General features: G+C 66.4%; 13 protein-coding genes and 2 tRNA genes. 4 read left to right on the top strand and 11 right to left on the bottom strand.

The window, feature by feature from the left end; genetic code table 11:
* Window positions 1-7: 7 nt before the first annotated feature.
* The 3 genes from murA to leuC all read right to left on the bottom strand — a co-directional run bounded on the left by murA (window position 8) and on the right by leuC (window position 3,566).
* Window positions 8-1,333, bottom strand: a complete 1,326-nt coding sequence (murA, locus tag IEW19_RS08635) for a UDP-N-acetylglucosamine 1-carboxyvinyltransferase (RefSeq protein WP_188571234.1) — start codon at window positions 1,331-1,333, stop codon at window positions 8-10.
* A 148-nt stretch (window positions 1,334-1,481) separates the two neighbouring features.
* Window positions 1,482-2,084 (bottom strand): 3-isopropylmalate dehydratase small subunit, encoded by a 603-nt coding sequence (gene leuD / locus IEW19_RS08630; RefSeq protein ID WP_188571233.1) that lies wholly within the window; start codon window positions 2,082-2,084, stop codon window positions 1,482-1,484.
* Between the two features lie 9 nt (window positions 2,085-2,093).
* The gene (leuC, locus tag IEW19_RS08625; RefSeq protein WP_188571232.1) at window positions 2,094-3,566 is read right to left on the bottom strand and encodes a 3-isopropylmalate dehydratase large subunit; all 1,473 of its coding nucleotides are present in this window, start codon (window positions 3,564-3,566) and stop codon (window positions 2,094-2,096) included.
* Between the two features lie 113 nt (window positions 3,567-3,679).
* Between leuC and IEW19_RS08620 the strand changes: the two genes are divergently transcribed.
* Both IEW19_RS08620 and IEW19_RS08615 read left to right on the top strand, forming a co-directional pair.
* The gene (locus tag IEW19_RS08620; protein ID WP_009356552.1) at window positions 3,680-4,399 is read left to right on the top strand and encodes an IclR family transcriptional regulator; all 720 of its coding nucleotides are present in this window, start codon (window positions 3,680-3,682) and stop codon (window positions 4,397-4,399) included.
* Between the two features lie 42 nt (window positions 4,400-4,441).
* The gene (locus tag IEW19_RS08615) at window positions 4,442-4,987 is read left to right on the top strand and encodes a DUF1697 domain-containing protein (protein WP_188571231.1); all 546 of its coding nucleotides are present in this window, start codon (window positions 4,442-4,444) and stop codon (window positions 4,985-4,987) included.
* 261 nt (window positions 4,988-5,248) lie between these two features.
* Here IEW19_RS08615 and IEW19_RS08610 read toward each other — a convergent pair.
* A tRNA-Glu gene (locus tag IEW19_RS08610) sits at window positions 5,249-5,324 on the bottom strand.
* Between the two features lie 128 nt (window positions 5,325-5,452).
* Window positions 5,453-5,524: transfer RNA gene (locus IEW19_RS08605), tRNA-Gln, on the bottom strand.
* 302 nt (window positions 5,525-5,826) lie between these two features.
* On the opposite strand from IEW19_RS08605, the gene IEW19_RS08600 reads away from it, so the two are divergent.
* Complete coding sequence (locus IEW19_RS08600; protein ID WP_229748386.1) at window positions 5,827-7,377, top strand: hypothetical protein; 1,551 nt, start codon at window positions 5,827-5,829, stop codon at window positions 7,375-7,377.
* A 71-nt stretch (window positions 7,378-7,448) separates the two neighbouring features.
* Here the strand turns inward: IEW19_RS08600 and IEW19_RS08595 are convergent, their stop codons facing one another.
* From IEW19_RS08595 to IEW19_RS08580, 4 genes are read right to left on the bottom strand one after another with little or no spacing between them, the layout of a single operon-like run.
* Entirely contained in the window at window positions 7,449-8,189 is a 741-nt protein-coding gene (locus tag IEW19_RS08595; protein ID WP_188571230.1) for an HAD family hydrolase, read from the bottom strand.
* Window positions 8,189-9,703, bottom strand: a complete 1,515-nt coding sequence (gltX, locus tag IEW19_RS08590; protein ID WP_188571229.1) for a glutamate--tRNA ligase — start codon at window positions 9,701-9,703, stop codon at window positions 8,189-8,191. Before gltX ends, IEW19_RS08595 begins: the two co-directional genes overlap by 1 nt.
* Before the next feature lie 57 nt (window positions 9,704-9,760).
* Window positions 9,761-10,537 (bottom strand): fumarylacetoacetate hydrolase family protein, encoded by a 777-nt coding sequence (locus tag IEW19_RS08585; protein ID WP_188571228.1) that lies wholly within the window; start codon window positions 10,535-10,537, stop codon window positions 9,761-9,763.
* 10 nt (window positions 10,538-10,547) lie between these two features.
* Entirely contained in the window at window positions 10,548-11,369 is an 822-nt protein-coding gene (locus tag IEW19_RS08580) for an MBL fold metallo-hydrolase (RefSeq protein WP_188571227.1), read from the bottom strand.
* A gap of 123 nt (window positions 11,370-11,492) precedes the next feature.
* On the opposite strand from IEW19_RS08580, the gene IEW19_RS08575 reads away from it, so the two are divergent.
* Window positions 11,493-12,086 (top strand): hypothetical protein, encoded by a 594-nt coding sequence (locus IEW19_RS08575; protein WP_188571226.1) that lies wholly within the window; start codon window positions 11,493-11,495, stop codon window positions 12,084-12,086.
* Between the two features lie 85 nt (window positions 12,087-12,171).
* Here IEW19_RS08575 and IEW19_RS08570 read toward each other — a convergent pair whose 3' ends face one another.
* Window positions 12,172-13,284 (bottom strand): branched-chain amino acid aminotransferase, encoded by a 1,113-nt coding sequence (locus tag IEW19_RS08570; protein WP_188571225.1) that lies wholly within the window; start codon window positions 13,282-13,284, stop codon window positions 12,172-12,174.
* 103 nt (window positions 13,285-13,387) lie between these two features.
* Window positions 13,388-14,440, bottom strand: coding sequence for a 3-isopropylmalate dehydrogenase (locus IEW19_RS08565; protein ID WP_188571224.1), 1,053 nt, complete (start codon window positions 14,438-14,440; stop codon window positions 13,388-13,390).
* Window positions 14,441-14,490 lie beyond the last annotated feature (50 nt).

Raw genomic sequence — 14,490 nt, 5'->3', positions numbered from 1 at the left:
TTCCGCTCTACTTCGCGGTGGTGATGTCGAAGTCGGCGCCGAGGCCAGCAAGCTTTTCCGTGAACCGCTCGTAGCCCCGGTTGATGATGTCGATGCCGGTGACGCGCGAGGTGCCGGTGGCGGCCAGGGCGGCAATCAAGTGGCTGAATCCGCCGCGCAGGTCCGGAACGTCGATATCCGTTCCCTTGAGCTGGGTGGGGCCGGAAATCACCGCGGAATGCAGGAAGTTGCGCTGGCCGAACCGGCACGGAACGCTGCCCAGGCACTCCCGGTGCACCTGGATGCTGGCGCCCATGCGGATCAGGGCGTCGGTGAAGCCGAAGCGGTTCTCGTACACCGTTTCGTGGACGATTGAGACGCCTTCGGCCTGGGTCAGCGCCACCACGAGCGGCTGCTGCCAGTCCGTCATGAATCCTGGGTGGACATCCGTTTCAAGGACCAGCGGGTTCAGCTTTCCGCCCTTGTGGTAGAACCGGATGCCGTCCTCGCCGATGTCCATTCCGCCACCCACCTTCCGGTAGGTGTTCAGGAAGGTCATCATGTCGCGTTGCGACGCGCCCTCAACGAAGATGTCACCGCGGGTAACCAGCGCGGCCGACGCCCAGGACGCCGATTCGTTGCGGTCCGAAAGGGCGCGGTGGTTGTAGCCGCCCAGGTCGCGGACACCCTCGATGCGGATGGTCCGGTCGGTCTGGACGCTGATGATGGCGCCCATCTTCTGCAGAACGGCGATCAGGTCAACGATTTCAGGTTCCGTTGCGGCCCCGGAAAGCTCCGTGATGCCGTCGGCGCGGGTGGCGCTCAGCAGGACCTGCTCTGTAGCTCCCACGGACGGGTACGGCAGCGAGATCTTGGCGCCGTGCAGGCCCTTGGGTGCCGAGATGTGGATGCCGCCGGGGCGTTTCTCCACGACGGCGCCGAACTGGCGCAGGACATCCAGGTGGTAGTCGATGGGACGGTCGCCGATCTTGCAGCCGCCCAGGTCCGGAATGAAGGCTTCACCGATCGCGTGGATCAGCGGCCCGCACAGCAGGATGGGAATCCGGGAGTCACCGGCGTGGGCATCGATGGCGGTGCTCGACGCCGTCTTTGCAGCCTTGGGATCGAGGGTGAGGTCACCGGTGGCAGGGTCCTTCTCCACAGTCACGCCATGCAGCTGAAGCAGGGAGGTGACTACCTCCACGTCCTTGATCTCCGGCACGTTCCGCAACACCGAGGGTTCGTTGCCCAGCAACGCCGCCACCATTGCCTTGGGGACAAGATTCTTTGCCCCCCGGACGCTGACGCGGCCTGTAAGCGGGACTCCGCCGCGGATTGTCAGAACACTACTCATATACCGGTTTCCTCACGATCACTAGCCCCCAAAACCTTGCAAAGGCTCCAACCAAGCATAGGAGGTCGCGTTACCGAACCGAAATAAGGGGCGACGGCGGCGGGGCGTGGCGGGACCGGCGCCCGCCGCCGGAATGATGGCCCCTGGGCTAGGAAAGCTTTGCCGGCAGGGTCTTGGGCTTGAAGCTGGGACGGGTCGCCTCGTAGGCCGTGATGTCGGATTCGTGCTGCAGGGTCAGCCCGATGTCGTCCAGGCCCTCCAGGAGCCTCCAGCGGGTGTAGTCGTCGATCTCGAACGGCGCCACGATGTTGCCGCAGACCACGGTCTTGGACTCGAGGTCCACCGTGACCTGGGTGCCCGGCGCGTTCTCGAGTTCCTTCCAGATGAGCTCGATGTCATCCTGGGCCACCTGCGCGGCCAACAGTCCCTGCTTTCCGGAGTTGCCCCGGAAGATATCGGCGAACCGGGAGGAGAGCACGGCCTTGAAACCGTAGTCCTTCAGGGCCCACACCGCGTGCTCGCGGGAGGATCCGGTACCGAAGTCCGGGCCGGCCACGAGCACGGAACCGGCGTTGAACGGTTCCTGGTTCAGGATGAAGGAGGGGTCCTTGCGCCAGGCGGAGAACAGGGCGTCCTCGAAGCCGGTCCGGGTGATGCGCTTGAGGTACACCGCGGGGATGATCTGGTCGGTGTCGACGTTGCTCTGGCGCAGCGGGACGCCAACGCCGGTGTGCTTGGTGAACTTTTCCATGGTGTTGTCCTAGGCTGCGTGGCTGGCGGAAGGGGTTTCGACAGGTTCAACCACCGGCTCGGGAGCCGGTTCAAGGTCCGACGGCGAGCTGAGCGTGCCGCGCACTGCAGTGGCTGCCGCCACCACCGGGGAAACGAGGTGGGTCCGGCCGCCCTTGCCCTGGCGTCCTTCGAAGTTGCGGTTTGAGGTGGAAGCGCACCGCTCTCCCGGTTCCAGCTGGTCCGGGTTCATGCCCAGGCACATCGAGCAGCCGGCAAACCGCCATTCGGCGCCGAAATCCTTGAATACACGGTCCAGCCCCTCCGCCTCGGCCTCGAGCCGGACGCGGGCCGAGCCGGGCACCACCAGCATGCGGACCTGCGGGTCCTTTTCCCGGCCGCGGATGATGTCCGCCGCCGCGCGCAGGTCCTCAATCCGGGAGTTGGTGCAGGAACCGAGGAAAACGGTGTCAACGCGGATGTCCTTCATCGGCGTGCCGGCCTCGAGGCCCATGTACTGCAGGGCACGCTCGGCCGCGGCCTTGGCGTTTTCGTCACCGAAGTCCTCGGGGGACGGCACGGACTGGGACAGGGATACGCCCTGGCCGGGGTTGGTGCCCCAGGTGACGAACGGCTCCAGCGTGTCCGCGTCCAGGTCCACCTCGACGTCGAAGGTGGCGTCTTCGTCGGTCTTCAGCGTGTTCCAGTATTCGACGGCGGCGTCCCACTCAGCGCCCTCCGGCGCGTGCGGGCGCCCCTCCATGTAGTCGTAGGTGGTCTGGTCCGGCGCCACCATGCCGGCACGGGCGCCGGCTTCGATGGACATGTTGCAGATGGTCATCCGCGCTTCCATCGACAGTGCCCGGATGGCGGAGCCGCGGTATTCCAGGACGTAGCCCTGGCCGCCGCCGGTGCCGATCTTGGCAATCACGGCGAGGATAATGTCCTTGGCGGTGACCCCGGGGCGAAGGGTGCCCTCGACGTTGATGGCCATGGTCTTGAACGGCTTCAGCGACAGGGTCTGGGTGGCCATGACATGTTCCACCTCGGAGGTGCCAATGCCCATGGCCAAGGCCCCGAAAGCGCCGTGGGTGGAGGTGTGCGAGTCGCCGCACACAACGGTCATGCCCGGCTGGGTGAGGCCCAGCTGTGGACCCACAACGTGGACAATCCCCTGCTCGGCGTCGCCCAGGCTGTGCAGGCGGACACCGAACTCCGCGCAGTTGTTGCGCAGGGTCTGGATCTGGGTACGGCTGGTGAGGTCGGCAATGGGCTTGTCGATGTCCAGGGTGGGAGTGTTGTGGTCCTCGGTGGCGATGGTCAAGTCCGGCCGGCGGAGCTTTCGCCCGGCCAGCCGCAGGCCTTCGAACGCCTGCGGGGACGTGACTTCGTGGACCAGGTGGAGGTCGATGAACAGAAGGTCTGGCTGGGCGTTGGCACCATCGCCGTCACCTTTGCGCACCACGTGTGCGTCCCAGACTTTCTCGGCCAATGTCTTTGCCATGGCCATCTCCCTTCACTGCTGTGTGGCTGATGAGTCCAACTGAATCAGGACGGCTCCGCACTGCGCCAGCCGAAAGATTTGCATCTCAGATATTGAGACGGCAATATCATTACATGGACAATTCTAGTGGAGTCGGTGTCATTGACAAAGCGGCCCAGGTACTCGATGCCCTTGAGGCGGGACCCACCACGCTGGCGCAGCTGGTGGCCGCTACAGGCCTGGCCCGGCCAACTGTCCACCGCCTCGCCCTGGCACTGGTCCACCACCGGCTGGTCAGCCGCGACATCCAGGGCCGGTTCGTGCTTGGCAGCAGGCTCGTTGAACTCGCCTCTGCCGCCGGCGAGGACCGACTGATCGCCTCCGCAGGGCCCGTCCTCATGCAGCTGCGCGACGCCACCGGCGAAAGCGCCCAGATCTTCCGGCGCCAGGGCGACTGGCGCGTGTGCGTCGCGTCGGCTGAGCGCCCCATTGGCCTGCGCGACACCATCCCCGTGGGCACGCAGCTGTCCATGAAGGCAGGCTCCGCTGCCCAGGTCCTGCTCGCCTGGGAGGACCACGACCGGCTCCTTGAGGGCCTGCAGTCCGCCCGCTTCACGCCCACCGTCCTGGCAGGAGTACGACGCCGGGGCTGGGGACAGAGCCTGGGCGAACGTGAGCCGGGGGTCGCGTCAGTCTCGGCACCCGTGCGTGGTCCGTCCGGCAGGGTGATTGCCGCCGTCTCCATTTCCGGTCCCATCGAGCGCCTGACCCGCCAGCCGGGACGCCTGCACGCGGAAGTGGTCTGCAATGCAGGACGCATCCTGACCGAGGCGCTGCGCAAGAACAACGACTAGGGTTTTCCGGCCGGCGGCTGCCCAGGCCGCTAGGCTGTGCCCATGGGCAGCTATGCAGTGTTCCTCCGCGGCATCAATGTGGGCGGAATCAATATCAAAATGGCGGACCTTCGGGACGCGCTGAAGAGCTGCGGTTTCCTGGACGCGACAACCCTGTTGGCCAGTGGGAACGTGGTGCTCTCCAGCAGCCTGGACGCGGCAGGCGTCAAGCAGGAGTGCGAAAAGTGCCTCCGCGCAGCCTTCGGCTACGAGGCATGGGTGGTGGTCCTGGAGGCCGGGAGGGTGGCCGGCCTGGTGGATGCCTGTCCCTACCCTGAAGACAATAAGGCCACCCACACCTACATCACCCTCTCCTCGGACACCGCTGTCCTTGATGAACTGGAGGCGGCCGGGGCAGCCCTGGAACGCCAGGACCAGCAGCGGCTGGGGCCGGAGGCGCTTGCCTGGCTGGCCCCCGTGGGCGGAACCCTGGACAGTCCGTTCAGCAAGATCAGTGCCAAGGCGAAGTTCAAAGCCGCCACCACCACCCGCAACCTGCGCACGTTAATAAAGGTCGGCGACGCCGCGCGGGCCCTGGCAGCGGGCTGATCGACAGCCCTTTATGCCGGACCAGCTTTCTTCAGTGCTTTGTTGAATGCCCCCAGCCTGGCAATCTCCCGCTCCACGGGTTCCACCACCAGCTCCTGCTGCAATGAAGCGCCCGCCGCGGCGAGTCGGCAAGAGCTGGAAATTCCCCCGCGGGGAGCCAACTCCCCGCGTAACGATGAGGGGTTCTGTCCATTCAGCGGGGAGATTCCAGAAACTGAGAAAACAAAAATGGCCCCGGGCTGTTGCCCGGGACCATTTCGATGGTGACCCCAGCGGGATTCGAACCCGCGTTACCGCCGTGAGAGGGCAGCGTACTAGGCCGCTATACGATGGGGCCGTGTACTTCGAGCAGCGTTTCCGCTGCGCAAGCTCAGTGAGTATTTCACACACTCTGCTGTGGTTTCAAATCGGATAACCGAGTCGACACCTGCTGGTTTGCGGCTGAATTCAACCTTCAAACCAGAGCTGGGATACCAGGACTCGAACCTAGAATGACGGTACCAGAAACCGTAGTGTTGCCAATTACACCATATCCCAATGGTACTTTCGGGCCGGTTTTCAGGGCATTTTCCCTGCTCCGTGCGCCTCAGCACGAGAAATTACTTTACCCGAGACTTTCGGCTCGCACAAATCGGGATCGGTGGAGGCGCGGGCCAGTCGCACGGACCAATCCGCCCAAACCCTTGCCCACCTTCCAGTCATGTGGTTACTCTCGAGTAAGTTACCCATCAGTAACAATCTCCCTGTCCCGCCCATGCGGGCACCCACGAGGAAATGGGAACGCCTTACCACCCACGGTTTTCGCCCCCGGGCAGCGTCGTCCGGCGGAAAGTTAGGAAGTGTCAGCGTTGACAACCCGCACAGCAGCCACGCCCAGACCCCGGTCCCAGTCCATAGCAATCATTGCCCTGTCCCTGTTACTGACCCTTTTCCTTGCCTTTTACACCTACCTCACGGGCCAGATCTCCAATGGCGCCGCCCAGTTGATGGACGGAGCCGAACAGGCCGCTGCCGGTGCTGCCCAGCTCAAGGACGGCTCGGGTCAGCTCGCCACGGGTGCCGGCGCAGCGAACAAGGGCGCGGTGCAGGTGAAGGACGGCGCGGTCAAGGTCAAGGACGGCAGCTCTGAACTGAATGCCGGGGCCACGGCCCTGCAGTCCGGCGCCGGCAGGATCTTCTCCGGAGTGCGCGACCAGCTCGCGCCAGGAGTGGACAAGCTGCATGCCGGTACCAGCAAGCTGCAGAATGACGTCCTGAACAAACTCGTCCCGGGCGTTTACCAAGTGGATGACGGCGCCCGGAAGCTTCAGGCGGGCGCCGTCGCTCTTTCCGCGGCCCTGACCCCTACGGCTTCCGGAACCGCGCCGGATAACCTAGCCGACGGCGCGGGGCAGCTTGCAGCAGGGACAGGCCAACTGGCTGCCGGCGCCGGGCAACTCGACGCAGGCGCCACTGCCCTGAGCGCCGGGACTACGGCCTTGAAGAATGGAACAGGCCAGTTGAAGGGTTACCCCGGCGCAGGCAACGATCCCACCAAGGGCGACGGGCTCGCCGCGCTCAGCCAGGGGTTGGACCAGCTTGAAGCGGCGGCGAACGGACCCCAGGGGCTGGTTCCACTCACCGTGATCAAGGACCAGATTGCCAAGCTGGCCGACGGCGGCCGCCGGGCCTACGCAGGGGCAGCGCAGCTCGACGCGGGAGCGGCAAAGCTGAACGACGGCGCGGGGCAGTTGAAGGCCGGGACCGGCAAGCTGAACACGGGAGCCGGCCAGCTGGATGACGGCGCGGGGCGGCTGAAGGCAGGGTTCGCCACCTTGGCACAAAAGCTCAACTCAACGGACCCGCAGAACCCCGGCGTGGTGCTGGGCACTTCCATGCTGGCTGAGGGCACCGCGAAAATCCGGGTGGGAATGGACGGTGTGCCGGGCGACCCGGACCACCCCGGCCTGATCTACGCAGCCAACAACCTCCAGGACGGCACCACCAGGCTCAGCGCCGGCATCAACGGCGACGGCGATCCGGCGAACCCAGGCCTGCTGGCCGGAACGCAGGCGCTCTCGGACGGCACCGTCAGGCTCACCGGCGGAACCGGCCAGCTGCAGTCAGGGTCCGCCCAGCTCGCTGACGGCACCGGACAGCTGGCTGAGGGAAACGGCAAGCTGGACAATGGTTCGGGCAGACTGGCCGACGGCGCCGGCAAACTGGCGGACGGCAACGCCAGGATCGCCGCCGGGACGGAAGAGCTGCACACGAAGGTGGCGGCCGTGTCGCCGTCGTCCTGGCTGGACAACCCCCTAATCGCACTGCTGCTGGTGGCACTGCTGGTTTCCGCCGCCGTCGCTGCCTACCTGGTCCTCCGCCGGCGTGCCCTGCGTCCCGTAGCGGCCTGACGCGGGAGCACCGGCGTCCACTCGGTGACCGCGGTCCTCAAAGGAGGGCCGCGGCCACTGCGGGGTGGTTCCTACTGCAGCAGTTCCTCCAGGGAAGCCACCATGCCGCCCTCGAAACCTTCCACGACCTCACCCACCCGGTTGAGCCAAACGCCCACCAGGCCCGCCGCCGTCGAACCCTCCGCATCCAGCAGCCGGTTGTCGCCCACATAGAGCGTTTCCCCGGGGGCAGTGCCCAGGAGCCTGACGCCTTCGAGGTACATGGCAGGGTCTGGCTTGGCCACGCCAAGCGTGTCGGTGCCCACCAGGTGGGTGATGCGGTCCAGCCCGGCGCCGTCGAGCTTGGCACGCTGGTAGTCATGGACGTTGTTGCTCACTGCGCCATAGGGGATGCCTGCAGTGTCCAGGAGGTCCAGCAGTGGCAGCACGTCGGGAAATGGCTTCACGTAAGCGGGCTGCTTCTCCATGTAGGCCGCCAGCCACCGGCGGGACTCTTCGCCGTCGGCCAGTTCAACCCCGAAGTGCCCCAGGGCTGCCCGTCCCCTGAGCAGGCGCTGTTCGTTGAACGTCAGCTCGCCAGCCAGGTAGCGGTCGTAGTAGTGCGTGGTTTCGTGGGTGAAGATGCGCCCGAACCGTTCCCAGCCGGTCTGGTCCAGGCTGGGCAGGAGGTGTTCGCTGACCTCGCGCAGGGCGGTGGTCATCGAATATTCGAGGTCAACCAGGGTGTCGTCGATGTCGAACAGGATGCCCCGGACCAGTCCGAAAGGCGTCTTCAGCCCGCCGGCGCGTGCCGCTTCGCTGGGAGCCGTCATCAGCCGCGGAAGGCGCGGAGCCGGCGCAGGGAGGACTCCTTGCCCAGGATCACCATGGACTCAAACAGCGGCGGCGAAACCCGTCGCCCGGAAACAGCCGTCCGCACAGGGCCGAAGGCGAGCCGCGGCTTGATGCCCATGTCTTCCACGAGTGCCTGCTTAAGTGCAGCCTGGATGCCCTCCGCCGTCCAATCGTCCAGTGGTTCCAGGGCGGCAAGGGCGGCGTCCAGCACCTCGGTGAGGTTGGCCGGAAGGCCCTTGCGCGCGTCATCGGCAATATCGACGGCGTCGTCCGCCTTGAACAGGAACGCCAACATGTCGGGCGCTTCGCCCAGAAGGGTGATGCGCTCCTGGACCAGGGGGGCGGCTTCGGTGAGGATCTCCTCCTCGCGGTCGGTCAGGATCTCCCCCACCAGGCCGGCTTCGCGCAGGTAGTGGGCCACCCGGTCCCGGAACACCGTGGGCTTGAGCATCCGGACATGGGTGCCGTTGATGGCCTCGGCCTTCTTGAGGTCGAAGCGCGCCGGGTTGCCCAGGACGTCGTGGATGTCGAAATGCTCCACGAGCTGATCAACGGTGAAGATGTCCTCATCGGCGCTGAGCGACCAGCCCAGCAGGGACAGGTAGTTCAGCAGCCCTTCCGGAATGAAGCCCCGCTCGCGGTGGAGGAAGAGGCTGGACTCCGGGTCCCGCTTGGAAAGCTTCTTGTTGCCCTGGCCCATGACGTAGGGCAGGTGGCCGAACTCCGGCATGTACTCGGCGACGCCGATGGCGTACAGCGCACGGTACAGGGCCACCTGGCGCGGCGTGGAACTGAGGAGGTCCTCGCCGCGAAGCACGTGCGTGATGCCCATCAGCGCGTCGTCCACGGGGTTGACCAGCGTGTACAGCGGCGCTCCGTTGGCCCGGACCACGGCAAAGTCGGGGACGGAGCCGGCCTTGAAGGTGATGTCGCCACGGACCAGGTCGGTGAAGGTGATGTCCTCGTCCGGCATGCGCAAGCGGAGGACGGCCTGCCGGCCCTCTGCCCGGTACTGTGCCAGCTGCTCATCCGTCAGGTGCCGGTCAAAGCCGTCGTAGCCAAGCTTCGGGTCGCGGCCGGCGGCACGGTGGCGTGCCTCGATCTCCTCCGGGGTGGAGAAGGATTCGTAGATGAATCCGGCCTCATGCAGCCGCTTGATCACGTCCTGGTAGATGTCGCCGCGCTGGGACTGCCGGTAGGGTTCGTGCGGGCCGCCAACCTCCACGCCCTCGTCCCAGTCGATGCCCAGCCACTTCAGCGCGTCCAGCAGCTGGTGGTAGCTTTCCTCGCTGTCACGCGCCGCGTCCGTGTCCTCGATCCGGAACACCAGCGTGCCCTTGGTGTGCCGCGCGTAGGCCCAGTTGAACAGGGCCGTCCGGATCAGCCCGACGTGCGGGGTGCCCGTGGGTGAGGGGCAAAAACGGACCCTGACGGGCGTTTCGGCGGTAACGGGCGGGATGGCGGCGGCGGGTGACGAAGAAGCGATACTCATAGTGGCTTCAACTTTACCCGCCCCGCCGGGTCAGGCCTCCCGCCGGGCGGGGGCGGCCTAGCGGCGGACGATGGGGTTGGAGAGCCGTCCGATGCCCTCGATTTCCACCTCGAAGCGGTCACCTTCCGTGACCAGGCCGACGCCGGCGGGCGTACCGGTCATGATGACATCACCGGGCAGCAGGGTGAACGCCTGCGACACCACGGACACCAGTTCGCGCACGCCGCGGATCATCTGGCTGGTGCTTCCGTCCTGGCGCACCTCCCCGTTGAGTCTGCCGGTGATCTGGAGGTCTTCCGTGTCCAGCTCGGTTTCGATCCAGGGCCCAAGCGGCGCCGAGGTGTCGAAGCCCTTGGCCCGGGTCCACTGCAGGTCTGTCTTCTGGACGTCGCGGGCGGTGAGGTCGTTGCCGCAGGTGTACCCGAAGATGACGTCGTCCACGCGGTCTTCCGGGACGTCCTTGCAGATGCGGCCGATCACCACGCAGAGTTCAGCTTCGAAGGAAACCTCTTCGGAGAATTCCGGCAGCACCACGGGATCATTGGGACCCACGACGGCGGTGTTCGGCTTCAGGAAGAGCAGCGGCTGGGCAGGCACCTCGTTGCCCAACTCATGGGCATGCTCCACAAAGTTCCGGCCTACGCCGATCACCTTGCTCCGGGGAATGATGGGCGCCAGCAGCCGGACGTCCTCCAGCTTGTGGCGCACGGAGGTACGCTCCACACCATTAAAGAAGGGGTCGCCGTGGATGACAGTGATTTCCTCACTGCCCGGTGCACCTTCCACAACGCCGTACAGGGGATCGGAAGCGACGACAAACCTGGCAATACGCATGGCTCCTACCCTACCGTCCCGCCGGCGCCGCCTGCCCTTCGCCCCCGCCGCCGCGCAGGTAGGAAAGCTGCGCGGCCACGGAGAGTTCGGCGGCGCGCCGGACGGAAGGGCCGACGTCGGCATAGACGGCGTCGGCAACCTCGCCTACGGAGGGGTCCCGACCCAAAAGGGCAAGCGCGGCACGGACCTGCGCCAGGCGTTCCTCCCGGTGTGTCCGGTAGTCACGGGCGATGGCTTCCAGCGAAGGCAGCACCGGACCGTGGGCCGGCAGGACGGTTGCAGGGCCGAGCAACTCCAGCCTGTCCAGGGACGCGAGGTAGTCGCCCAAGGTCCCGTCCGGATAATCCAGGACGGTGGTGCCCCGGCCGAGCACCGTGTCGCCCGTCAGCACCGAACCGTGCGGGCCATCCGCCGGCAGGTGGAAGCAGACGGAGTCGGAGGTGTGGCCCGGAGTGGCCAGCACTGTGATGTCCAGGCCCGCTGCCCGGACAACTTCCCCGTCGGCCAGGGGTTCTCCGCCGCCGTGGCAGTGGCTGGGGTTGGCGGCGCGAACCGGCGCGCCGGTAAGCCCGTGCAGCCGGGCGGAACCCGCCGTGTGGTCCGCGTGCCGGTGGGTCACCAGGATCAGCTCGACGGCGCCTGCACCCGCCAGTGCCTCCAGGTGCGTTTCATCCTGCGGGCCTGGGTCAACAATCACCACGGAGGCGTGCCCGGGGGCACGCAGGAGATAGGAGTTGGTGCCGTCCAGGCTCATGGGACCGGGATTGGGCGCAAGGATGAACTGCGTGAGCCCGCTGCTGCGCTGCAGGCCGGGGCCGGAAACTGAGGTCACACACCCATCCTTGCATCCAGCCCGGTCCCTCCCCCAGCGCGCCAGCGGAATAGAACAGCGCCGGCCGGGGGTTGGCACCCAGTGACAGCAGAACGATCCCCACCAGGAAGCCGGATACCGCCCATGAGCACACCATCACTCGCAGACCTTCTCGCCCAGGCGGACACGGACGGCCACGACCACTCGGCGACCGAAAAGGCCACCGGCCTCCTGCACATCCACAACCACGCGACCGGCACCGTCATCTGGTTTCCCACGTGGAAGAAGTTCCGTGAAACCACGGACTGGACGGACGCCGTCAACGGAATCGCGGCGGAACTGGCCGCCGCCCCTGCGCCCGCGGACCAAGCCGGCGCCGCACTGATCGCCTCGGACCTGGAAACCCTGCTGGACCAGGCCTCCCGCTCCGGTGACGCCGCTGTCTTCGTGCAGGAGAACCTCACCCGCCACCTGACGCGGACCTGGGCCGTGGGCGACGCCGTGGCGAAGGCAGACGGCAAGGACCTGTTCAGCGGCGGTACCACGCCTTCCGTCTTCGCCGGCTACCCCTATGACGTCTACGCCCAGGACGGCGGCGCCTTTGCCACCACACTGTGGAACGACATCATCGACGCCCGCCGCAACCGTGCGCTGGCGGAGGAAGCTGCCCGCAAGGCACTCAAGCCCGTCTCGCGCAAAGCCATGAAGAATGCCGCCCGCAAGGCAGCCCGCCGCTGACCATCCGCCGTCGGCCCGGAACACAGGACGGCGCCTGCCGGACCAAAGTCCGGCAGGCGCCGTCGTACATTCTGAAAGTGGTGGCCTACGCCAGCCGGGTCAGCCAGCCGTGGGTGTCGGGTTCGGCGCCCGTCTGGATGCCCAGGAGCCTTTCCCGGATAGCCATGGTGGCCTCCCCGGCCTTGGCGTCCTCGGAACCGATGAACTCGGTGGCGTCCTTGAGGACTCCGATGGGGGTGATGACGGCTGCGGTGCCGCAGGCGAACACCTCGGCGATGTCGCCGGAGGCAACGCCGTCACGCCACTCGTCCAGCGTGATCCGGCGCTCGGCAACCTCGCGCCCCATGTCCTTTGCCACCTGGATCACGGACATCCTGGTGACGCCCTCGAGGATGGTGCCGGTCAGCGCGGGCGTGGCCAGCGAGCCGTCCTTCATGACGAAGAACACGTTCATGCCGCCCAGCTCTTCCACGGCGTTGTCGTTGGCCTGGTCGAGGAACAGCACCTGCTTGCAGCCATTGGCCTCCGCCTCCTGCTGCGCGATCAGCGACGCGGCGTAGTTGCCGCCGCACTTGGCATCACCGGTGCCGCCGCGGCCGGCGCGGGCGTACTGGCGTGAAATCCAGATGGAGACGGGCTTGAGCTCGCCGCCGAAGTAGTTGCCGGCGGGTGAGGCGATCACCCGGAAGGAGACTTCACGGGCAGCCCGGACGCCCAGGAAAGCCTCCGTGGCGATCATGAAGGGCCGCAGGTACAGGGCTTCGCCGTCGCCGGAGGGCACCCATTCCTTGTCTGCAGCCACCAGCTCGCGGATGGCGCCGAGGAAATATTCAGCAGGCAGTTCAGGCAGCGCCAGCCTGCGGGCGGACTTGTTCAGGCGCGCCGCGTTGGCCTCGGGACGGAACGTCCAGACGGAACCGTCCGCGTGCCGGTAGGCCTTGAGCCCTTCGAAGATCTCCTGGCCGTAGTGGAAGACGGCAGCCGAGGGGTCCAGGACGATCGGACCGTACGGTTCGATCCGGGCATTGTGCCAGCCGCCGTTGCCGTCCGCGTCCACCCTGTAGTCGACGATGGCGGTGTGGTCGGTGAAGTAGTTGCCGAATCCCGGGTTTGCCAGGATGGCTGCACGCTCTTCGGCAGACTTCGGGTTGGCCGAGGGCTGCCGGGTGAATTCGACGCCATGGGCGGTCTGAGTCATGGTTCCTCCACGATCGGCCGCCCGGGGTTCAGCGCTGAACAGCAAGGCGGCATTTGGTGATTCGAGACAAGCTTACGCCCGATGCCGGAGCCCCCGGCGCGGGTCAGAGGCCGGCAGCGATGGCGTCGCCAACGGCGCTGGTGGTGCGTGCGCTGCCGTCCCGCTTTTCGACGTCGGCAACCACCGCTGCTTCGATCCTGCCGGCGGCTGCCGCGTAGCCCAGGTGCTCCAGCAGGAGGGCCGCGGAGAGGATGGCAGCGGTGGGGTCTGCCTTGCCCTGGCCGGCGATGTCCGGAGCGGAACCGTGGACGGGCTCGAACATGGACGGTGCGGCGCGGTCCATGTTGATGTTGCCTGATGCCGCCAGGCCGATGCCGCCGGTGATGGCCGCGGCCAGGTCGGTGATGATGTCGCCGAACAGGTTGTCAGTGACGATCACGTCGAACCGGGAAGGGTCCGTGACCATGAAGATGGTGGCGGCGTCCACGTGCAGGTAGTCGTGGGTAACCCCGGGAAATTCCTGGGCAACCGCTTCGACGGTGCGCTTCCACAGGTGCCCGGCGAAGACCAGGACGTTGTGCTTGTGGACCAGGGTGACGTGCTTGCGTTCGCGGAGGCTGGCGCGGCGGAAGGCGTCCCGGACCACGCGCTCCACACCGTGGGCGGTGTTGAGGGATACCTCGGTGGCTACCTCGTGCGGGGTGCCTTCGCGCAGGGTGCCGCCGTTGCCGACGTAGGGCCCCTCAGTTCCTTCGCGCACAACGATGAAGTCCACCGTGCCGGGGTTTGCCAGTGGGCTGCCGACCGTGCCGTAGAGCCTGGAGGGCCGCAGGTTGACGTAGTGGTCCAGGCTGAAGCGGAGCTTGAGGAGCAACTCCCGCTCGATGATCCCGGACGGGATGCGGGTATCGCCGGGGGCGGCACCCACCGCACCGAAGAGGATGGCATCGCGCGTCTTCAGGTCTTCCAGGACCTGGTCCGGCAGGGTTTCCCCGGTGGCCAGCCAGTGCTCTGCGCCGAGTTCGTAGTGCGTCGGCTTGAGCTCGACCCCCTCCGCGGCAACAGCCTTTTCCAGGACTTTGAGGGCCTCGGCAATGACTTCTGGGCCGATCCCGTCGCCGGGAATAACTGCAAGATCGATGGAGGATGCGCTCATGTTTTCAGGGTAGCCAAGACATCCATATGGTGGTCAAACCGTCTCAGCAT

The organism is Arthrobacter liuii (assembly GCF_014639275.1).
Taxonomy (GTDB): Bacteria; Actinomycetota; Actinomycetes; order Actinomycetales; family Micrococcaceae; genus Arthrobacter; species Arthrobacter liuii.
The sequence above is the reverse complement of the archived record's forward strand: the minus strand, read 5'-3'. Positions and strand labels throughout refer to the sequence as shown.